The following is a 21,000-nucleotide window of genomic DNA, read 5'->3' as shown; positions in this document are numbered from 1 at the left end:
AACATCCCCAATTCGGTCCAATCGGCGATTTTCTTACCTATCGCCCCTTAAATGGTGCGGGTGACCACCACCAACCGACGCGAGGTGCTGCGAGCGGGTGCCGGGCTCGTCGCCGGCGGCGCGCTCGCCGCCGGTTGCGGCTCCGCCCCGGCCGGCCGGCCCCCCGCCTCCCCCTCCGCGTCCACCCCCGTGTCCCCCTCCGCGTCCGCCACCGCCCAGGCGGCTCCCGCCCCGCGCGCCTACCCCGGTCTGCCGGTCCAGATCACCCATGGCCCGCGCACCCGGCCCCAGGTCGCCCTCACCTTCCACGGCCAGGGCGACCCCGACATCGCCCACACCCTGCTCGGCGCGGCCGAGCGCGCCGGTGCCCGGCTCACCGTGCTCGCCGTCGGCACCTGGCTGGACGAACACCCGGGCATCGCCCGGCGGATCCTCGACGGCGGCCACGACCTGGGCAACCACACCCAGCGGCACATCTCCGTCAACGCCATGGCCGAGGCCGACGCCCGCAGGGAGATCACCGACTGCGCGGACCGGCTGAAGCGGCTCACCGGCTCCATCGGCACCTGGTTCCGGCCCTCCCGCTCGCCGACCGCCTCCCCGCTGGTCGCCCGGCTGGCCCGCGCCGCCGGCTATCCGCACGTGCTGTCCTACGACGTCGACTCGCTCGACTACACCCGCCCCGGCGCCGCCGCCATCACCCGCAAGGTGCTCGCCGAGGTACGCGGCGGATCGGTGGTGAGCCTGCACTTCGGGTACCCGGACACGGCCACCGCCCTGCCCGACCTCCTGCACGAACTCGACCGGCGTGGACTGCGCGCGGTCACCACCACGGAGCTGCTGAGCTGATGCGAACCACGAAAGCCGCCCCCCTGCTGGCCGCCGGTGCCGCCCTGACCGCCCTCACCCTGCTGTCCGCGTGCGACAGCGGAACGCACCACGCGAACCAGCCCGTCAACACCAGGGCGCCCGTCCAGCGGCAGGTGGACAAGCGGCTGGTGAACGTGTTGCCCGGGATGCCGCCCGTCGAGGACCCGGGCGACCTCTACGCCGCCGACCGGCCGAACCGGCTCTCCCCGGTGGTCAAGGACTTCCCGTCCCGGGTGTACGTCCCCAACACCAACTCGGACACCGTCACCGTCATCGACCCCAAGAGCTACAAGGTCCTCGAGACGATCCCGGTGGGCCGCCAGCCCCAGCACGTGGTGCCGTCCTGGGACCTGAAGACCCTGTGGGTCAACAACGACCTCGGCAACAGCCTCACCCCCATCGACCCGAGGACCGGCAGGGCCGGCAAGCCGGTCGCCGTGCACGACCCGTACAACCTGTACTTCACGCCCGACGGCAAGTACGCCGTCGTCATGGCCTCCAAGGACCGCCAGCTGGTCTTCCGTGACGCCCACACCATGAAGGTGGTCAAGGCGGTCCCGGTGACCTGCGGGGGCGTCAACCACGCCGACTTCTCCATCGACGGCCGCTACTTCATCGTGTCCTGCGAGTTCAGCGGGGAGATCCTCAAGGTGGACACCGCGGGGATGAAGGTCGTCGGGCAGGAGAAGGTGCCGTTCCCCGGGGCCATGCCGCAGGACGTCAAGGTCTCGCCCGACGGCAAGCTGTTCTACATCGCCGACATGAAGGCCGACGGCCTGTGGATCCTGGACGGGGACACGTTCACCCGGCCCCGCTTCCTCTACACCGGCAAGGGCGCCCACGGGCTGTACGTCAGCCGGGACTCCCGCGAGATGTACATCTCCAACCGCGGCGAGGGGACCATCTCCGTCTTCGACTTCACCCGCAACCGCCTCACCAAGAAGTGGCACCTGCCGGGCGGCGGCAGCCCCGACATGGGCGGGGTCTCCGCCGACGGAACGGTTCTCTGGCTCTCCGGCCGCTACAACTCCGAGGTGTACGCCATCGACACCCGCACCGGGAAGCAGCTGGCCCGGATCAGGGTCGGCAGCGGCCCGCACGGCCTGGCCGTCTACCCCCAGCCGGGCCGCTACTCCCTGGGTCACACGGGCGTCTTCCGCTGACCGCCGGCCCGGCCGAGCAGCGCCTCGCAGCCGACCGGACGGTACCCGGCCGCCTGGAACGCCCGCAGACTGCGGGCGTTCCCCGCCGCCACCTGCCCCCACACCGGCTCCCCGGTCAGCTGCCGGGCCGCCCGCACCAGCGCCCGCCCCAGGCCCCGGTGCTGTGCGTGCTCGGTCACCTCGACGGCGACCTCCATCCGCCCGGCCACCCCGCGCCCCAGCACCAGCAGCCCGCCGTCCACCGTCCACACCCGCACGTCGTCGCGGTGTCTGCGGGCCCGTGCCGCGCGGGGGTGATCCGGGTCGCGGACCTCGGTCAGCGGCAGCGCCGGCGTCCCGGGCAGCGGTGATCCCACCGAGAGGACGTCGACGGTCCCCGTCGTACGGCCCGTGCGGTCCATGAGGGCGGTCAGGAAGCGCGGGTGCAGCGGCGCCGACAGCGGGTCGGACTCCGCCGCCACCGCCCGCAGCGTCTCCCGCACCCACTCCGGGTCCTCGTCGGTGAACACGACCGAGTGCGCCGTGAAGGACACCACCCCCGCGTCCCGCTCCGACGGCTGCGCCACGATGCGGGTACGGCCGTCCGCCGGAGGGAAGCAGCCGTCCGCGGCCGCGGCCAGAATGTCCCGCAACGTCTCCATCGCCCGCCCCTCGAGTCGCCATCCGCTGGAAGGCCCAGACTCGCAGCCACGAGCGAAGACGATCAAGGGTGAGCAGGAGCCGCTGGGTGGCCGTGGCACGGAAGGCCTGGCCGGGCCGTTAATCTGACCAGCGTCAGTACGCCAGCACGGCATGAGAAACACGACCAAAAGGGGCGGATCGGTGGCGGACATCGAGGAAGCACGCAAGCAGTTCGAGCGGATCGACGCGAACGGTGACGGGTTCATCACCGCGGCCGAGTTCAAGCACGCGCTGGCGGCGGAGGGGGACTGGAACGTCACCGAGACCGTCGCGCAGGCCATCATCAACCAGCGCGACCTCAACGGCGACAAGGTCCTGTCGTTCGACGAGTTCTGGGCCTACCTGAACAAGTAGGACGCACAGCCACCGTGCCGAAGGGGCCCACCCCCTCAAGGGGAGGGCCCCTTCGGCATGCCGTCGGCCGGCCTGTCCCGGGAGCGGACTGTTCACCCGATCGCCGCAGTGGCGGAATAGTGCCGGGGCCCCACCGGTTGTCGAGCATGACGGAAGCATGCACATGCATGAAATGACCTCGGAGGGTCTGTCATGAAGATCGGCATCATCGGCGCGGGCAACATCGGCGGCAACCTCACCCGGCGGCTCACCGCCCTCGGTCACGAGGTCTCCGTGGCCAACTCGCGCGGCCCGGAGACACTGCGGGAACTGGCCGAGGAGACCGGAGCGCGCGCCGTCCACGCCACGGAGGCGGCCAAGGGCGCCGAGGTGGTGGTCGTCACCGTCCCGCTGAAGGCCGTACCCAGCCTGCCCGCCGGCCTGCTCGACGGCGCGGCCGAGGGCGCCGCGGTGATCGACACCGGCAACTACTACCCGCAGCAGCGCGACGGCCGGATCGCCGCCATCGAGGACGACGGCCTGACCGAGAGCCGCTGGACCGAGCAGCACCTCGGCCACCCCGTGATCAAGGCCTTCAACGGCACCTACGCCCAGGACATCCTGGACCGGCACCGCCCCTCCGGCGACCCCGAGCGCGTCGCCCTCCCGGTCGCCGGTGACGACCAGGCGGCCAAGGCGAAGGTGCGGGCGCTGATCGACGAGCTCGGCTTCGACACGGTCGACGCGGGCGGCATCGACGACTCCTGGCGCCAGCAGCCCGGCACCCCGGTCTACGGCCTGCGGGCGGGCGAGGCGGAGGTGCGCAAGGCCCTCGCCGACGCGAGCCCGGAGCGCCCCGCGGACTTCCGCGGCTGACCGAAGGGCGGCCTCCGGCACGGCCGGCCGCCCGGCGCTCAGGGCGTGGCCCACTCCTTCAGCGCCGCCTTGCTGGCGAAGGCGGCCACGTTCTTGTCGTGGGGCTCGCTGGTGTACTGGTGGAAGCGCCAGTGGGCCTTGATCCGGGGATGGCCCGCGCTCACATAGTCCGCGATCCACAGACCGTCCCCCGCGTAGGAGGTGGTGTCGACCGTCAGCCAGTAGTCGCGGTTGGTGTAGAGCAGGACCCGGTTGTGCGGCCGCAGCTGTTTCACCTTCCGGATGAAGGCGTCCTTCTCGGCGTTGCTGGCGTGGGTGCCGTCGCCCGTGGCCTCCCAGTCCACGGCGAGCAGGTCGCCGGGGCGGTCGGGGGCGTGCCGGAGGAAGTACTCGGCCTGGTCGGCGACATGGCCCGGCCACAGGAAGTGGTAGAACCCGACGACCAGTCCGGCGTCGCGGCCCCTCTTGGTCTGGGCGGTCAGCCGGGAGTTGACGTACGAACGGCCCTCCGTCGCCTTGATGAAGACGAAGGAGAGGCCGTCCGTGTCGTAGGCGGAGGACTGGTAGGCGCTTACGTCGATGCCGTGCAGCATGCCTGGTTTGTGCCCCTGGACCACCTTCCGGAACCTCAGCTTCGGGTGGTCACCGAACCGAGTACCGCGGCCGGTTCGGCCGACCAGTCGGCGGTGATGAGACTCGCGTGGTCCCGCGCGAGCAGGGCCAGCCGGGCGGCGACCTCGGCCTCGGTCGGGTCGGTGGAGGAGATCGCCGGGGACACGCCGGAGGCGTCCGTCATGATCAGGATGTAGTGGTTCGCCGAGTAGAACGCGGTGTCGTAGCCGTTGTTCACATAGGTGGCCGCGTCACCGTCGAAGAACACGAACCAGGGCCGGATGGAGGCGTCGTAACGGCTGGTGCGCGGGTCGCCGTTCGCCGCGCCGAGCACCGCGGGGAAGGCCTCGGCCGCGCCGATCCGGCCGGCCGCGTACAGGTCGCGCAGATGGTCGCCGTACTCCTCGTCGGTCCAGTAGGAGTCGAAGGGGTTGTTCATCTCGACGGTGCCGGGGATGACCTCGAAGAGGAACTTGCCCCGGAGGGCGTCGCGGGCGGGCCAGGCGTTCGCCCGGGCGGCCGCGTCCAGCGTGCTGTACCTCCCGCCGAGCAGGTCGGACGGCTTGTAGACGCTGCTGCCGAGCTTCTGGGCGATCAGCGTGTCGAACGCGTCCGGACCGAGCCCGATGGTGTTGTTGAAGCCGGCCTTCATCTCGATCTTGAAGACGATCGGCGGGTGGTCGGGGTGCAGCTGGTTCCAGGCCGCGATGTTGTCCAGGCAGCTGCCGAAGTCCTGGTTGCGGTCGGTGCTGTACAGCTCGCCGGGCGTCCTCGCGGCCTCGCAGTTGTTGTCGTCGCCCCACGGGTTGCTGTGGCTGACCCGCCAGCGCTTGTGCACGCTGTCCGCGTAGACGTCGATCTCCAGCAGCGAGGCTCCCGAGTCCAACGCCTGGGCGAAGTAGGTGTACTTGGCCTTGTCGTACGCGTTGTGCGTACCGATCGCCGTCGTCTCGGCGAACGTCGGCGTCGCCGCGTGGGCGTTGCCGGGCCCCATGACGAGCAGCGCCGCCGCCCCCGCCAGGGCCGCCAGCCGTCTCCGTGCGCGCATGCTCCAACTTCCTCTCATCGACGCCGAGTTGGCGGCAGCGTAGGGGCAGGCGGTTACCGGGCGGTAGCCCCCGGGGGAACATCGGTCTCCGCGCGGGCCGGCCGCGTGGCCGCACCCCGGCGGCGCGGCCGCCTCGATACGATTGCGGCGACGGCGAGTTGGGGGGAGTGCTGGGTGGAACCGCTGACGTCGATGGTGATCTCGGCTGTCGGAACGGTCGCGTCGAGCGCGCTGTCCGGGGCCGGCGGTGAGGCGGGCAGACGGGTTTCCGAACGGCTCTACGGACTGCTGAGCCGGACCCGTGCCGAGGACGGTCCGGCGCACGCCGGCGCCCCCGGCCGCTCCCCGCGGCTGCCCCGCACCGAGCAGGAGCGCGACGAGGCCGCCGCCCGGCTGCTGGAAGCCGCCCGCACCTCCCCGGAGTTCGCCCACGAGGTGGAGCGATGGGCCCGTGAGTCCGCGTGGCTGGCGCCGGGCACCGCGTCCACCGTGCCGCACGGCGCCGCCCGCCCGCAGATGCTGCCGCCGGCGACGTCGGTGTTCACCGACCGCCGCGAGGTGCTCGACTGGCTCACCGCCCTGCTGGACGAGGCGGACCGCGGCCCGGGCGCACCGGCGATCGCCGTGCTCACCGGCCCCGGCGGCATCGGCAAGACCGCCGCCGCGGTCCAGTGCGCCTTCCGGCTGGCGGACCGGTTCCCCGACGGCTGCCTGTACGCCGACCTGAACGGCGCCTCGGCCGGTACGGCCCTGCCCCCCTCCGACGTGCTGGCGCGGTTCCTGGAGCGGCTCGGGGTGCCCTCCGGCCTGGTGCCCGGCGACCCGGCCCGGCAGGCGGACCTGTACCGCGACCGCACGGCCGGCCGGCGGCTGATCGTCGTCCTGGACAACGCCCACGGCGACGCCCAGGTCCTGCCGCTGCTCCCCGCCTCACCGCACAGCCTCGTCCTGGTCACGAGCCGGCACCGCCCGGACCGCCTGGTGTCCGCGCACGGCGCCCGCCCGTACGCCCTGGGGCCGCTGTCCACCGAGGACTCCGTCACGCTGATCAGACGCGTCGTCGGAGGCGACCGCCCGCCCGCGCCGGACGCGATCGTGCGGGCCGTCGCCGAGGGCACCGGCGGGATCCCCCTCGCCGTGTGCACCACCGGCGCCGGACTGGCCGTACGGGAACACCTCACCTGGGAACGCGTCGCCCAGCAGCTCGCCCACCGCGTCCACGGCCACGACCAGGAAGGCGCCACCATGCCCGCCCCCGGACCCGATGCCCCGGCCGACCCCGTCCGGCACGCCCAGGACGTCTCCTACGCCGAACTGACCCCGGCCTGCGCCGCCCTCTACCGCGCGATCGCGGTCGGGGCCTGGCCGACCGTGACCGTGCGGTGCGCCGCGGATGCCGCCGGCGTCGGCGCGGAGGAGGCGCGGGCGCTGCTGGAGCAGCTGGCCCGGGTGCATCTGCTGGAAGAGGTCGAGGAGGAGCGCTACCGCTTCCACGATCTGACCCGGGCCCACGCCCGTGACCTCGCGCTCACCGAGGACGGCCCCGACCGGATGGCCGCCGCGGTCCGCCGGGTGGCGGTCGGGCAGCTGCGGTTCGCCGCGGCCGCGGACTTCCGGGTGCTGCCGGGGCGGTGGCGGCTCGGCCGCGCCTACCAGGGCCTCGCCCTCCCGGCCGGACGCGACCGGCAGGACGGCCGGCGCGCGCTCGCGGAACTGCGCCGGGAGCGGGAGAACCTCGCGGCCGTCGTCCGGGCCGCCGAACGCAACGGCCACGACGACCTCGTCTGGCAGCTGTGCGAGGCCATGTGGGGCCTGCACCTCATGCTCGGCTTCCACGCCCAGTGGATCGACACCCACCGGCTCGGCCTCGAGGCCGCCCGGCGCGTCGCGGCCGAGTTCGGCGACCCGCGCGCCGTGGGCCGGATGGCCGTGCAACTGGCCTTCGGCCACATGGGCGCCGGCCAGGCCGACGCCGCCGAGCGGGCCATCGAGGAAGCCCGGGCCGCGGACCGGGCCTGCGGCCACCACCGCGGGGAGGCGACCGCCGTCGAGGCACTCGGGCTGCTGCGGCTCAGGCAGTGGCAGTGGGCGGCGGCCCAGCGGTGCTTCGAGGAGGCCCAGCGGATCCTGGCCCGGATCGGCCCGGGCGAGGACGGCCACGCGGACGTGCCCCGCGCCACCGCCCTGCTGGAGCACCACCTCGGCCGCGCCCAGAGCAAGCAGGGGGAGCACACCGCCGCCGTCGCCCGGCTCAACGGCGCCCTCGTCCGGTTCCGCGAGCTGCCCGGCGGCGACCCCTACAACGAGGGCCGGGTCTATATGAGCCTGGGCGAGGCCCATCTGGACGCGGGAGACGCGGACCTCGCCCGGGTGTGCCTGGACGAAGCCGTCACGCGGATGACCGAGGCGGGTGCGGGCCTGCAACTCGCCGGTGCCGTCGAGGCCAGGGCCGACTGCCACCGCCGTGCGGGCCGCCCGGCCCAGGAGGCGGCGGACCTGCGCACCGCCGAGGCCTGCCTGGCGGAACACGGCGACGACGCCGGCCTCGTGCGGGTCCGGGCCCGACTGGCGGAACTGGAGGCGTGAGGCGCCGGTTCAGGGCCGGGCCGCGGGGAGCGGCTCGACGGTGACGCGGTGGGCCATGTCGCCGGTGCGCACGGTGAGTCCGGGGGCGGCGGACGCCACCGGCCGGCCGTTCGTTACCCAGGTGTGGAGGGCGGAGGCGTAGACGGCGGGATCGCACAGGTCGGGCCGCCCGTCGGGGCCCGCGGCGGCGGACAGCCGCAGCAGCTCGCCCGCACGGGTGCCCACGACGCAGCGGTCGGGGCCGTCGACATAGGCCGCGAGTCCGCAGTACGGGTAGCGGTCCAGCGCCTCCGCCACCCAGGCGGCCGGCGGCCCGAGCACCGGGTCGTCCGCGGCCGCGCGGCGTACCACGACATCGGCCACCGCCACCCGGCCGGGCTCCCGGGTCTCCTCGTCGACCACCGTGTGCGTGAGGTCGAACCGCGCCGCGACGGCCTCCGACGGGCCGGGCCCGTCGTAGGCCACCGGGTACCGGACGAGCGTCACCTCCGGCGTGTCGGGGCCGGCCGTCCGGGCCAGGACCCGGACCGGTGCGGTGACCCGGCCGGGGGTGTACGGCGGCAGCGGCAGCGGCTCCAGCAGGGCCGGGCGTCCCTCGGGTTCCGGGAGGTCCATGAGGTCGTAGAACATCCGGCGCAACAGGGCGGCCGACTCTCCCGGCGCGGAACTGGTCTGCTCCGCCAGCTCCTTGTACCGGCCGGGGTCGTGCGTGTCGATCGCCCGGTCGATCTGGTCGCGCAGACTGCCCCGCCGCACCAGCCGGGGAGCCGTGCGACCGAGCGCGGCCACCGGGGAGTCCGGGTCGAGGTCCGCCTGCGGGAACGCCCCGAGCAGCACCGGGACGCCGATGGACGCCGCGTAGTAGGTGACGCTCGAATGGTCGCCCAGCACGCAGTCGGCGGCTATCAGCGCCTGGCGCCAGCCGTCCAGCGGCGAGACGGCGTCCAGACCGGCCCGCCGTGCGGTGTCCAGCCAGGCGCGGACCTGTCCGGGGCCGTGGCCGTACCAGATGTTCGGATGCAGGACGGCCGTCGTGCGGTACTCGTCGGCGGGCAGCTCCGCCGCCAGCCGGGACAGCAGCCAGGGCAGCAGATCATCCGCGCCCGGCGTGCCGGTGCCGTCCGTCGCGGGGCCGCCGAAGAGGGAGCGCGGTGCCCAGGTGGAGCTGACGACGATCAGCCGCCGGCCCTCCGCCACCCCGAGCGCCCGGCGGAACCGGTCCCGCTGGGGGAGTGCGGCGAGGATGCGGTCGTAGCAGGGGTCCCCGGCGAGCACCGCGGTGGGCGCCGCCTGCGGACACGCGGCACGCAGCCGCTCCAGCTGTTCGGGGTGGGAGAGGACCGTGGCCGAGGCGAGCGGCCGGCCGTCGTGAAGCAGCCAGTCCGGCGAGAGGCCGAACACGGGCGCCTGCGGCCGGTGTCCGGTGTCCGGTGTCCGGTGTCCGGTGTCCGGTGTCCGGTGTCCGGTGTCCGGTGTCGCCAGCCTTTTATTGTAGCCAACCCCGTGCGACAGGACCGCCAACTTGCCCTGGATCAGGCCCAGTTCACCGCCGTAGCTGGCGGAGACCGCCAGGTCGAACCGGGTGGCCAGGGCCTGCTCCCAGGGCAGGACCGGGAGCCCCGCCCGGGCCAGCAGCTCGGGCACCCCGGCCAGGAACGGCGAGGAGCCGGTGCAGGTGGCGAACATCTGCACCCGGAGGTCACCGTCGAACAGCGGGAGGACGTCCAGCAGACGCGTCGCGGACGTCACGTTGTGCACGACGAACAGGACCCGACGGCAGCGGACCCGGGTGACCCAGCGCTCGGCGTCCGCGCCCACGGGCACCCGCAGCCATCCCGCCCCGCCCGTCACTCCGGTCACCCCCGCCGTCCCGGTACCCCCGTCGTCTCAGCACTCGATGATATTGACCGCCAGCCCGCCGCGCGCCGTCTCCTTGTACTTCACCGACATGTCCGCGCCCGTGTCCTTCATGGTCTTGATGACCTTGTCCAGGGACACCTTGTGGGAGCCGTCGCCGCGCATCGCCATCTTCGCGGCCGTGACCGCCTTCACCGCGGCCATGCCGTTGCGCTCGATGCACGGGATCTGGACCAGGCCGCCGACCGGGTCGCAGGTCAGGCCCAGGTTGTGTTCCATGCCGATCTCGGCCGCGTTCTCCACCTGCTCCGGGGAGCCGCCGAGCACCTCGGCGAGCGCGCCGGCCGCCATGGAGCAGGCGGAGCCGACCTCGCCCTGGCAGCCGACCTCGGCGCCGGAGATGGAGGCGTTCTCCTTGAAGAGCATGCCGATCGCGCCGGCGGCGAGCAGGAAGCGGACCACGCCGTCCTCGTCGGCGCCGGGCACGAAGTCCATGTAGTAGTGCAGGACCGCCGGGATGATCCCGGCCGCGCCGTTGGTGGGGGCGGTGACCACCCGGCCGCCGGCCGCGTTCTCCTCGTTCACGGCCATCGCGTAGAGCGTGAGCCACTCCATCGCGTGCGCCAGCGGGTCGCCCTCGGCGCGCAGCTGGCGGGCCGAGACGGCGGCGCGGCGGCGGACCTTCAGCCCGCCGGGCAGGATGCCCTCGCGGCTCATGCCGCGCTGCACGCACGCGCGCATCACCCGCCAGATCTCCAGCAGGCCCGCGCGGATCTCCTCCTCCGTGCGCCAGGCCCGCTCGTTCTCCAGCATCAGCGAGGAGATCGACAGGCCGGTCTCCTTGGTGAGGCGGAGCAGCTCGTCGCCCGTGCGGAAGGGGTACTTCAGGACCGTGTCGTCCAGCTTGATCCGGTCCGCGCCGACCGCGTCCTCGTCGACCACGAAGCCGCCGCCGACCGAGTAGTACGTCTTGGTCAGCAGCTCCGCGCCGGAGGCGTCGTACGCCCACAGCGTCATGCCGTTGGCGTGGTACGGCAGCGCCTTGCGCCGGTGCAGCACGAGGTCCTGGTCGAAGTCGAAGGCGATCTCGTGCTCGCCCAGGAGCCGGATCCGGCCCTCGGCCTTGATCGCGTCCACGCGCGCGTCGGCCGTCTCCACGTCCACCGTGCGCGGCGAGTCGCCGGCCAGGCCGAGCAGGACGGCCTTCGGGGTGCCGTGGCCGTGCCCGGTCGCGCCCAGGGAGCCGTACAGCTCCGTCCGGAGGGTCGCGGTCTGTTCCAGCAGCCCTTCGTTGCGCAGCCGGCGGGCGAACATCCGCGCCGCGCGCATCGGGCCGACCGTGTGGGAGCTGGACGGGCCGATGCCGATCGAGAACAGGTCGAAGACCGAGATGGCCACGGTCACTCCTCAAAAAGCAGGGGTGGCGGGGCCCCGGGATCGCCGGGTGCCCCACCGGGGACTTGCCTGGCCGGGTCCGTGGGTCCGGACCCGGGTACTGCGGGGGCCTGAGCTACTTGTTCAGACCCGGGTACAGCGGGTGCTTGTCGGCGAGCGCCTTCACGCGCGCCTTGAGGGCCTCGGCGTCGTAGGACGGCTTCAGCGCCTCGGCGATCACATCGGCGACCTCGGCGAAGTCCTCGGCCGTGAAGCCGCGGGTCGCCAGGGCCGGCGTACCGATCCGCAGACCCGACGTGACCATCGGGGGACGCGGGTCGTTCGGGACGGCGTTGCGGTTGACCGTGATGCCGACCTCGTGCAGCCGGTCCTCGGCCTGCTGGCCGTCCAGCTCGGACTCGCGCAGGTCGACCAGGATCAGGTGCACGTCCGTGCCGCCCGACAGGACGTTCACCCCGGCCTCGCGGGCGTCCGCGGCCGTCAGGCGCTCGGCGAGGATGCGCGCACCCTCCACCGTACGCTGCTGGCGCTCCTTGAACTCCGCCGAGGCGGCGACCTTGAAGGAGACCGCCTTCGCCGCGATCACATGCTCCAGGGGACCGCCCTGGAAGCCCGGGAAGACGGAGGAGTTCAGCTTCTTCGCGAACTCCTTCTTCGCGAGGATGATGCCGCCGCGCGGGCCGCCCAGCGTCTTGTGGGTGGTCGAGGTCACGACGTCGGCGTGCTCCACCGGGTTCGGGTGCAGACCGGCCGCGACCAGGCCCGCGAAGTGGGCCATGTCGACCCACAGGTACGCCTCGACCTCGTCGGCGATCCGCCGGAACTCGGCGAAGTCCAGCCGGCGCGGGTACGCCGACCAGCCCGCGATGATCACCTTCGGGCGGTGCTCCTTGGCGAGCCGCTCGACCTCGGCCATGTCGACCAGGCCGGTCTCGGCGTCCACGTGGTAGGCGACCACGTTGAACTGCTTGCCGGAGAAGTTCAGCCGCATGCCGTGGGTCAGATGGCCGCCGTGCGCCAGGTCCAGGCCGAGGATGGTGTCCCCGGGCTGGGCGAGGGCGAACAGGGCCGCCTGGTTCGCGGAGGCGCCGGAGTGGGGCTGCACATTGGCGTACTCGGCGCCGAACAGCTCCTTGAGCCGGTCGATGGCGATCTGCTCGGCGACGTCGACGTGCTCGCAGCCGCCGTAGTAGCGCCGGCCCGGGTAGCCCTCGGCGTACTTGTTGGTCAGCACCGAGCCCTGCGCCTCCATCACCGCGAGCGGCGCGAAGTTCTCGGAGGCGATCATCTCCAGCGTGGACTGCTGGCGGCTCAGCTCGGCGTCGACCGCGGCGGCGATCTCCGGGTCCAGCTCGTGCAGGGACGTGTTCAGGACGGTCATCGGGGTACGACTCCTCAGCCGGCGGTGAAGGCGGTGTACTCGTCGGCGCTCATGAGGGCCTCGGGCTCGTCCGTCACACGCACCTTGAACAGCCAGCCGCCCTCGAAGGGAGCGGAGTTCACCAGCGACGGGTCGTCCACGACGTCCTGGTTGATCTCGGTGACCTCACCGGTGACCGGGGCGTACAGGTCGGAGACCGACTTGGTCGACTCCAGCTCGCCGCAGGACTCGCCCGCGGTCACGGTGTCACCGACGGCCGGGAGCTGGACGAAGACCACGTCGCCGAGCGCGTTGGCCGCGTGCTCGGTGATGCCGACCGTCGAGACGCCGTCCTCGGCGTCCGACAGCCACTCGTGCTCCTTGCTGTAGCGAAGCTGCTGGGGGTTGCTCATGGCCTGAATTCTCCTGTACATGCGGGAGTGCTGATGAAGGGGGGACTGCCGGACCTGGTGCCGGGCGGGGAAATGTGCGCAGGGTCACGTCACGGGGACGTGCCGAGGCCCAGTGTCTACTTCTGCCGCTTGTAGAAGGGCAGAGCCACGACCTCGTACGGCTCGTGGGTGCCCCGGATGTCCACGCCGACGCCCGGGGTGCCCGGCGCCGCGTGCGCCGCGTCGACGTAGGCCATGGCGATCGGCTTGCCGAGGGTGGGGGAGGGGGCGCCGGAGGTGACCTCGCCGATCACCTCGCCGCCGGAGACGACGGCGTATCCGGCGCGCGGCACCCGGCGGCCCTCGGCGACCAGGCCGACGAGCACCCGGGGCGGGTTCTGCTCGGCGCGGGCGGCGGCCTCGGTGAGCGCCTCGCGCCCGACGAAGTCACCCTCCTTCTCGAACTTCACCACCCGGCCGAGCCCGGCGTCGAAGGGGGTGAGGGCGGTGGTCAGCTCGTGCCCGTACAGCGGCATGCCCGCCTCCAGGCGCAGGGTGTCCCGGCAGGACAGACCGCACGGCACCAGGCCGGCGCCCTCGCCCGCCTTGGTCAGCGCCTGCCACAGCTCGACGGCGTGCTCCGGCTTCACGAACAGCTCGAAGCCGTCCTCGCCGGTGTAGCCGGTGCGGGCGATCAGGGCGGGGACGCCGGCGACGGTGCCGGGCAGACCGGCGTAGTACTTCAGGCCGTCGAGGTCGGCGTCGGTCAGCGACGTCAGGATGCCGGGGGACTCGGGGCCCTGGACGGCGATCAGCGCGTAGGCGTCCCGGTCGTCGCGCACCTCGGCGTCGAACCCGGCGGCCCGCTCGGTCAGCGCGTCCAGCACCACCTGGGCGTTGGAGGCGTTGGCCACGACCATGTACTCGGTCTCGGCGAGCCGGTAGACGATCAGGTCGTCCAGGATGCCGCCGTCGGCCTGGCAGATCATGGTGTAGCGGGCGCGGCCGACGCCGACGGAGGCGATGTTGCCGACCAGGGCGAAGTTCAGCAGGGCGGCCGCCTGCGGGCCGGTCACGGTGATCTCGCCCATGTGGGAGAGGTCGAAGAGGCCGGCCTTGGTGCGTACGGCGAGGTGCTCGTCGCGCTCGGAGCCGTAGCGCAGGGGCATGTCCCAGCCGGCGAAGTCGGTCATCGTCGCACCGAGCGCGCGATGCACGGCATCCAGCGCGGTGTGACGGAGTTCAGTGCTGCTCATCGGTCGGTCGTCTCCCAGGGCACACGGACGGGGCGAGGAACGTTCCTCCCCATCTGTCATCGGAACCTGAGAGGTTCGCCACGACCGCCACCGGGACGATCAGGGCTTGCACCTTGGGTGGAGCCACTGACACAGCGGCCCGCTTTTCAGATGTGCCTCGCCCGCGCGGTAACGGGGCCTGAGAGATTCAAGGGAGGGACTTGCTCCTTCGGCGCCCCAGCGACGACGGCTGGGGACTCTCCCGCGCGGATTCAAGCGGCCGGTATGCAGTTGGCGCGCACATCATTGCACGGCGCGGCCGCTTTTGTAACCGACCTGTGGCAGCACCCGGACCCGCCCGCCACCACCGCCTATTACCTTCTCTTTACGGTCGACGGGAAAGAAGTTGACCGAGTCGACAGGGGAGGACGATCACGGTGAACAGGACCCCCGCGTACGCCACCGGCGTCATGGTGCCGCGGCAGCGGACCAGCGCCACCATCCGCGCCGTGCGCGATCTGCGCGACCGCGCCGGCCGCACCCCGCGCACCCTGCTCTTCGGACCCCGTGACGTGGTGGTGCTCACCGGCCTGCCCGGCAGCGGCAAGTCCACCCTCATGCACCGCACGGTCACCGGCCGCCGCATCGACTCGCAGGACACCCGCGACCGCTTCGCCGCCCGGCTGCCCCGCGGCCTCCCCTACGCCCTCTACCGCCCCCTGGTCCGCCTCGCCCACTACGCCGCGCTGCGCCGCGCCCTGCGCACCGGCGAGGGCGTCGTCGTGCACGACTGCGGCACCCAGGCCTGGGTGCGGAGCTGGCTCGCCCGGGAGGCCCGCCGCCGCGGCGGCACCCTGCATCTGCTGCTGCTCGACGTCGACCCCGCGACGGCCCGCGCGGGCCAGCGCGAGCGCGGCCGGGGCGTCTCCCGCTACGCCTTCCGCCGCCACCGCCGCACGACGGCCCGCCTGCTCGACGCGATCGAACGCGGCCAACTCCCCACCGGCTGCACCACAGCCCTCCTCCTGGACCGCCCCGCGGCAAACACCCTGCACACCCTCTCCTTCACCCCCTGACCTGGCGCCGGACCGGGCGGCTGCGGGCGGGCACCCGCGCGTGGGCTTCACCGGCTGGCGTCGGGCCGGATGGGGGCGGACGCGCACGGTCGTGGTTGGTCTTCGCGGGCGGGGGCCGGGCCGGATGGCCGCGGGCACGCACCCGCGCCGCGTGGCCTTTGCCGGTTGGGCCGGGCTGGACGGCTGGGGGCGCCGTGCGTCGCGTGGCCTGCACCGGCTGACGCTGGACCGGGCGGCTGCGGGCGGGCACCCGCGCGTGGCCTTCACCGGCTGGCGCCGGGTCGGACGGCTGCGGGTGCCGTGGGCTGCTTGGCCTTCACCGCTCGATGCCGGCCCGGACCGCCGCGGGGCCGTCCCCGGCTCGGCCCTCACCGGCTGGCGCAGCCCTGCCGGGGGCGGGCATGCAACCGCCCCGCGTGCCCTTCACCGGCTGGCGCCGGGCGGACGGCCGGGGGTGGTGTACCCGCTAGCCTTCATGCACACAGCAGTGGTTCCCAGCAGGCGGTAGGCAGATGGACTTCCCGGCGGATCTGCCCGCGGACATTCCCGCGGGCTTCCCGGCTCAGGCGCACCCCCACCCGCACGGCGGTTGGCCCGGCAACGAACTCGAGGAGGTGCTGTCGGCCTCCCTCGGGATCCCCGCGGCGGCCGGCCGGATCGTGGAGGTGCTCGGCCGCAGCTTCCTGTGGATCCCGCTGCCCTCCGGCGGCGGCCCGGACAGCGGCCCGCTGGATCTGCCCACGACCGAGATCGCGGGCCAGGTGTACGTCCCGGTGTTCAGCTCGGAGGAACAGTTCCGCCAGGTCGTCGGCTCCCACATGGGGTACACCATCGCCCCCGCCGTGGAGTTCGCCCGCGGACTGCCCCCGCAGGTCGGCATCGTGGTGAACCCCGACGGGGTGGTCGGCATCCCGCTGCCGCCGCAGGCGGTGGCCGAGCTGTGCCGCAGCGGCCGTACCCCGCTCGACGGCCCCGCCGCCGGCGGCCGCGTCCGGCTCTTCGAGCCCGACTGGCAGGACGACCCGGTGGACTTCCTCGCCGCCGCCTCCGCCGAGTTCGCCGAGATCGGTGTCGTGCACACCGCCCGCCGCTGCCTCGCCGCGATCGAGACGGACGAACCGGTACTTTTTGTCGGAGTGGAACTCTCCCAGTGGGAGGGCGACCTCCGCGCCCGTCCCCTGGAGGCGCTGGGCCGTGCCCTCGCCCGTGTCCCGGTCGCCTGGCCGGTCAACCTGGTCCTGCTGGACGTGACGGACGACCCCGTGGCCGAATGGCTGAAGCACCACGTCCGGCCCTTCTACCAGTACGGCCAGTAGAGACACCCGAGGGGCGTGGGGCGCGGGTGGCCACCAGGCACCCGCACCCGCGCACGCACAGGCGGCTCCGCGCCACCGGGCGCTTAAGCTGTCCCCGAACCCGGGCGCACTGAACAGAAGGGCACGACAAGGTGAGCGCGAGCCACAGCGGCAGCGTCGAGCACATGCTGCGTCAGGTCACCCCCGGCCGCTACGACGCCTACGAGGCCCTGCTCCGCGCCCTTGCCACCCCCTCCGCCGGCCAGATCTGGATGCTGCTGTGGCACGGCCAGGCCGGCTCCCCGGACGCTCAGTACGGGGACATGGAAGTCGGCGGCTTCCACTACGCCCCCTGTGTCACCTCCGCCCAGGAACTCTCGGCCAGCGGCTGGAACCGTTCCTACGAGGTCGTCGACGGCCTCGACGTCGCCCGCACCCTCTACCCGGACCACTACGGCCTCTGGCTCAACCCGCACGCCCCGGGCGGCGGCGTCGGCATCCCCTGGCTGGATCTGCGCCGTATCGCCACCGGCCTGGACCGGCAGCCCGCGGGACCCCTCCGGCTGTCCGAACCCGGCATCGAGATCCCGCAGTTCTACGCGCTGCTCGCGCAGAACGCCCACCGCACCCCCGCGCTGCGCACCCTGCGCCGCGCCTGGGTGCAGCCGGCGCTCGGAGCGCCGTACCTCGCCATCGGTCTGGACGTCTACGACACCTCGCCCGCCGCGGTCGACTCGGTGCGCGCGATGATGCAGCAGTCCGTCGGCGCCGTCCCGGAAGGGCTGCCGGTGTCGACGGTCGCGATGACCGACGACTACGACCCCGTGGTGATGTGGATGCGGGCCAACGCGCGCCCCTTCTACGACCGCGAGGCGCACGCGGTCGCGGCCCAGCCGCAGCCCCAGCCGCAACTCCAGGCCCAGCCCCTGCCCCAGACCCCGGCCGCCGGTTACGGCTATCCCCCGGCCCACGGCGGCTACTGACCCCCCACTGACCCCGCACTGACCTCCCGGCGACCTCTCCGCTGACCTCGCCTTTCGGTCACCGCCCGGCCGGAACGGCACCCTTGTCCGAGGGGGCGAACCCCTCCGTCACCGTCCGGTCACCGGGACTCACTGTCCGCATAACGGCGTTCACCTGCTTCCATCACGGTTGCGCATCCATTCACTGCCAAGGCTGGCGGCTGATCGCGCAGGCGTTGAAGACTCCCCCTTCAAGGGGTTCGCCCCTGTGTACGACGGACTGATTGATGCCGCTACCAGCGGCAAGTGCGGGCCGGTTACCGCCGGTTGAGAGGGGTCCCAGCCTAATGACGGCACCATTGCACGAGCCGACCGCGGAAGCGGCCCCGGGTGCGGCCGAGGAAGCGGCGACGGCCGCCACCGACGCGAAGGCCGTTCAGGGCCGTTCCCTGGGGCGGATCGCCTGGGAACGCCTGAAGCGGGACAAACTCGCCCTGACGGGCGGCATCGTCGTGCTCGTCCTCATCGTGATCGCGCTGCTCGCGCCGGTCATCGCGAACCTGGTCGGGCAGGACCCGGACCTCTACCACGAGAGCCTGATCGACCCGCTGTTCAGCACGCCCAAGGGCTCGCTGGGCGGCATGAGCGGCGACCATCTGCTCGGCGTGGAGCCGGTCAACGGCCGTGACATCTTCGCCCGCATCCTCTACGGCGCCCGGATCTCGCTGCTGGTCGGCTTCCTGTCCGCGGTGGTCGCCATCATCCTCGGCACCCTGTTCGGCATTCTCGCCGGCTTCTTCGGCGGCTGGGTCGACTCGCTCATCAGCCGTGTGATGGACGGTCTGCTCGCCTTCCCCCAGCTGCTGTTCATCATCGCCCTGGTCTCCGTCATGCCCAACGAGATGCTGGGTCTCTCCGGCACCGGCGTGCGCGTGTTCGTGATGATCCTGGTCATCGGCTTCTTCGGCTGGCCGTACATCGGCCGCGTGGTCCGCGGCCAGACCCTCAGCCTGCGCGAACGCGAGTACGTGGAGGCGGCCCGCTCGCTCGGTGCCGGGCGGCTCTACATCCTCTTCAAGGAGCTGCTGCCCAACCTCGTCGCGCCCATCATCGTGTACACGACGATGATGATCCCCACCAACATCCTCACCGAGGCGGCACTCAGCTTCCTGGGCGTGGGCGTCAAGCCGCCCACCTCCTCCTGGGGGCAGATGCTCTCGAGCGCGATCGACTACTACGACTCGGACCCCATGTACATGGTGATCCCGGGCGTGGCGATCTTCATCACGGTGCTGGCCTTCAACCTGTTCGGCGACGGCGTGCGGGACGCGCTGGACCCGAAGGGTTCCCGCTGAGGTGCCAACCCCCAAGCGTCCCGTGAGCTCTTCCACGGGGTCTCTCATCAAATCCGGAGGATCCGAGATCGTGACTACCGAACGCACCTCAGGGCGGCGCAAGCAGGCCCTTGCCGCTGCCGCAGTGGTCGCCGGCCTGCTGACCACGGCGGCGTGCGGCGGAGGCGACAGCAGCGGCGACGGCGGCTCGAAGGACGGCGCTGCCGGCTTCAACGCGGCCGTCAACAAGGTCGCCCAGGCCAACCTCGTCAAGAAGGGCGGCACGCTCAAGTACGTCAGCACGCAGGACGCCGACTCGTGGGACACCACGCGCGGTTACTACGGCTTCATGTGGGACTTCTCCCGCTACTACAGCCGTCAGCTGCTGACCTACAAGACCGCGCCGGGCGCCGAGGGAGCCCAGCTCACCCCGGACCTCGCCACGGACATGGGCAAGGTCTCGGCCGACGGCAAGACCTACACCTTCACCCTGCGCGACGGCATCACGTGGGAGGACGGCAAGCCGATCACCTCCCAGGACGTCAAGTACGGCATCGAGCGCGTCTGGGCGCAGGACGTGCTGTCCGGCGGTCCGATCTACCTCCAGCAGATGCTGGACCCGAAGAACACCTACAAGGGCCCCTACAAGGACTCCACCAAGGACCACCTGGGCCTGAGCGCGATCCAGACGCCCGACGCCAAGACGATCGTCTTCCACCTGCCGAAGGCCAACTCGGACTTCCCGCAGGCACTGGCCATGACCACGGGCGCCCCGGTCCGCCAGGACAAGGACACCAAGTCCAAGTACGGCCTGCACCCGTTCTCCTCCGGCCCGTACAAGTTCCAGTCGTACACGCCGGGCAAGGGCCTCGTGCTGGTCCGCAACGACAAGTGGAACGCGTCCTCGGACCCGGTCCGCAAGGCGTACCCGGACAAGATCACGCTGGACATCTCCACCAACCAGACCAACTCCGACCAGCAGCTGATCAACGGCGACTACGACATCGACGCGTCGCAGACCAGCCTGGGCCCCCAGGGCCGCCAGATAGCCCTGAAGCAGAACAAGGGCAACCTGGACAACCCGGTCTCCGGCTTCATCCGCTACGCGGTCTTCCCGCAGAGCGTCAAGCCGTTCGACAACATCCACTGCCGCAAGGCCGTCATCTACGCCGCCGACCACGTGTCGCTCCAGACCGCCCGCGGTGGCCCGGTCGCCGGTGGTGACATCGGCACCAACATGCTCCCGCCGTCGGTCTCCGGTGGCGAGGGCCAGAAGTACGACCCGTACCAGATCGCGACGAAGAACAAGAACGGCAACGTCGCCCTGGCCAAGCAGGAGCTGAAGGCCTGCGGTCAGCCGAACGGCTTCTCGACCACCATCGCGGTCCGCAACAACAAGCAGCAGGAAGTCGCCACCTCCGAGTCCCTCCAGGCGGCGCTGAAGAAGGTCGGCATCAAGGCCGACATCTACCAGTACGACGGTTCGCAGTCCCCGGGCATCATCGGCAGCCCCTCGAACGTCGCGAAGAAGAAGCTCGGCATCATCATCATGGGCTGGGGTCCGGACTTCCCGACCGTCCAGGGCTACGGCATCCCGCTGTGGAGCAGCAAGTACATCCTGCAGAGCGGTAACAACAACTACGCCCTGATCAAGGACAAGACGATCGACGGCCTGTTCGACCAGTACAGCGCCACGCTGGACGCGTCGAAGAAGACCCAGATCTCCACGGAGATCAACCACAAGGTCATGGAGGGCGCGTACTACCTGCCCTTCACCTTCGAGCGGTTCCTCAACTTCCGCTCCTCCCGGGTCGGCAACGTGTACACGACGAACGCGTACAGCGGCTACTACGACTTCGTCAACATCGGTCTGAAGTCCACGAAGTAAAACCGGCACACCCGCCGTACGGCACGAAAGGCAGGTG

At 72.0% G+C, this 21,000-nt stretch carries 18 protein-coding genes and 1 riboswitch; of the genes, 10 read left to right on the top strand and 8 right to left on the bottom strand.

The genetic code is table 11. The features are described from left to right. Positions 1-51 precede the first annotated feature (51 nt). Both ACFVIU_RS01400 and ACFVIU_RS01395 read left to right on the top strand, forming a co-directional pair. Positions 52-849 carry a polysaccharide deacetylase family protein gene (locus ACFVIU_RS01400; protein WP_385839848.1) on the top strand — a complete coding sequence of 266 codons (798 nt, stop codon included), beginning with the start codon at positions 52-54 and terminating at the stop codon, positions 847-849. Then, a complete protein-coding gene (locus ACFVIU_RS01395; protein ID WP_385839847.1) occupies positions 849-2,033 on the top strand; it encodes a hypothetical protein in 1,185 nt (394 codons plus the stop codon). The genes ACFVIU_RS01400 and ACFVIU_RS01395 overlap by 1 nt, the downstream gene beginning before the upstream one ends. Here ACFVIU_RS01395 and ACFVIU_RS01390 read toward each other — a convergent pair. Next, the gene (locus tag ACFVIU_RS01390) at positions 2,012-2,674 is read right to left on the bottom strand and encodes a GNAT family N-acetyltransferase (RefSeq protein WP_385839846.1); all 663 of its coding nucleotides are present in this window, start codon (positions 2,672-2,674) and stop codon (positions 2,012-2,014) included. The two genes, ACFVIU_RS01395 and ACFVIU_RS01390, sit on opposite strands and share 22 nt — an antisense overlap. A gap of 181 nt (positions 2,675-2,855) precedes the next feature. Between ACFVIU_RS01390 and ACFVIU_RS01385 the strand changes: the two genes are divergently transcribed. After that, positions 2,856-3,068: an EF-hand domain-containing protein gene (locus ACFVIU_RS01385; RefSeq protein WP_385840307.1), complete on the top strand. Its 213-nt coding sequence runs from the start codon at positions 2,856-2,858 to the stop codon at positions 3,066-3,068. A 192-nt stretch (positions 3,069-3,260) separates the two neighbouring features. Then, positions 3,261-3,923: an NADPH-dependent F420 reductase gene (locus ACFVIU_RS01380; protein ID WP_385839845.1), complete on the top strand. Its 663-nt coding sequence runs from the start codon at positions 3,261-3,263 to the stop codon at positions 3,921-3,923. A 38-nt stretch (positions 3,924-3,961) separates the two neighbouring features. Here ACFVIU_RS01380 and ACFVIU_RS01375 read toward each other — a convergent pair whose 3' ends face one another. Both ACFVIU_RS01375 and ACFVIU_RS01370 read right to left on the bottom strand, forming a co-directional pair. Further along, complete coding sequence (locus ACFVIU_RS01375) at positions 3,962-4,516, bottom strand: GH25 family lysozyme (RefSeq protein ID WP_385839844.1); 555 nt, start codon at positions 4,514-4,516, stop codon at positions 3,962-3,964. Positions 4,517-4,551: 35 nt separating this feature from the next. Further along, positions 4,552-5,583 (bottom strand): Ca2+-dependent phosphoinositide-specific phospholipase C, encoded by a 1,032-nt coding sequence (locus ACFVIU_RS01370; RefSeq protein WP_385839843.1) that lies wholly within the window; start codon positions 5,581-5,583, stop codon positions 4,552-4,554. Positions 5,584-5,757: 174 nt separating this feature from the next. On the opposite strand from ACFVIU_RS01370, the gene ACFVIU_RS01365 reads away from it, so the two are divergent. Then, entirely contained in the window at positions 5,758-8,169 is a 2,412-nt protein-coding gene (locus ACFVIU_RS01365; protein ID WP_385839842.1) for a tetratricopeptide repeat protein, read from the top strand. Between the two features lie 9 nt (positions 8,170-8,178). On the opposite strand, the gene ACFVIU_RS01360 is transcribed toward ACFVIU_RS01365, so the two are convergent. The 5 genes from ACFVIU_RS01360 to gcvT form a co-directional block, all read right to left on the bottom strand. Next, positions 8,179-10,029 carry a hypothetical protein gene (locus ACFVIU_RS01360; protein WP_385839841.1) on the bottom strand — a complete coding sequence of 617 codons (1,851 nt, stop codon included), beginning with the start codon at positions 10,027-10,029 and terminating at the stop codon, positions 8,179-8,181. 27 nt (positions 10,030-10,056) lie between these two features. Further along, positions 10,057-11,424, bottom strand: a complete 1,368-nt coding sequence (locus ACFVIU_RS01355; RefSeq protein WP_385839840.1) for an L-serine ammonia-lyase — start codon at positions 11,422-11,424, stop codon at positions 10,057-10,059. Positions 11,425-11,536: 112 nt separating this feature from the next. Then, entirely contained in the window at positions 11,537-12,802 is a 1,266-nt protein-coding gene (glyA, locus tag ACFVIU_RS01350; protein ID WP_385839839.1) for a serine hydroxymethyltransferase, read from the bottom strand. A gap of 14 nt (positions 12,803-12,816) precedes the next feature. Continuing rightward, on the bottom strand, positions 12,817-13,194 hold the full coding sequence (gcvH, locus tag ACFVIU_RS01345) for a glycine cleavage system protein GcvH (RefSeq protein WP_385839838.1): 378 nt from the start codon (positions 13,192-13,194) through the stop codon (positions 12,817-12,819). Between the two features lie 116 nt (positions 13,195-13,310). Next, positions 13,311-14,429 carry a glycine cleavage system aminomethyltransferase GcvT gene (gene gcvT, locus ACFVIU_RS01340; protein WP_385839837.1) on the bottom strand — a complete coding sequence of 373 codons (1,119 nt, stop codon included), beginning with the start codon at positions 14,427-14,429 and terminating at the stop codon, positions 13,311-13,313. A 156-nt stretch (positions 14,430-14,585) separates the two neighbouring features. Beyond that, a riboswitch (glycine riboswitch) is annotated at positions 14,586-14,683 on the bottom strand. A gap of 195 nt (positions 14,684-14,878) precedes the next feature. Here gcvT and ACFVIU_RS01335 point away from each other — a divergent pair. From ACFVIU_RS01335 to ACFVIU_RS01315, 5 genes are all read left to right on the top strand, one after another. After that, complete coding sequence (locus ACFVIU_RS01335) at positions 14,879-15,484, top strand: AAA family ATPase (RefSeq protein WP_385840306.1); 606 nt, start codon at positions 14,879-14,881, stop codon at positions 15,482-15,484. 512 nt (positions 15,485-15,996) lie between these two features. Then, the gene (locus tag ACFVIU_RS01330; RefSeq protein WP_385839836.1) at positions 15,997-16,800 is read left to right on the top strand and encodes an enhanced serine sensitivity protein SseB; all 804 of its coding nucleotides are present in this window, start codon (positions 15,997-15,999) and stop codon (positions 16,798-16,800) included. A 164-nt stretch (positions 16,801-16,964) separates the two neighbouring features. Next, positions 16,965-17,762, top strand: coding sequence for an enhanced serine sensitivity protein SseB C-terminal domain-containing protein (locus ACFVIU_RS01325; protein WP_385840305.1), 798 nt, complete (start codon positions 16,965-16,967; stop codon positions 17,760-17,762). Positions 17,763-18,088: 326 nt separating this feature from the next. Next, complete coding sequence (locus tag ACFVIU_RS01320; protein ID WP_385839835.1) at positions 18,089-19,096, top strand: ABC transporter permease; 1,008 nt, start codon at positions 18,089-18,091, stop codon at positions 19,094-19,096. A gap of 70 nt (positions 19,097-19,166) precedes the next feature. Beyond that, positions 19,167-20,963, top strand: coding sequence for an ABC transporter substrate-binding protein (locus tag ACFVIU_RS01315; protein WP_385839834.1), 1,797 nt, complete (start codon positions 19,167-19,169; stop codon positions 20,961-20,963). The last annotated feature ends 37 nt before the right edge of the window (positions 20,964-21,000 follow it).

Origin of the sequence: Streptomyces sp. NPDC127190 (genome assembly GCF_042672505.1) — a bacterium.
GTDB lineage: Bacteria > Actinomycetota > Actinomycetes > Streptomycetales > Streptomycetaceae > Streptomyces.
Note: the sequence above shows the minus strand (reverse complement) of the source record. Positions and strands in the feature narration are given on the sequence as shown.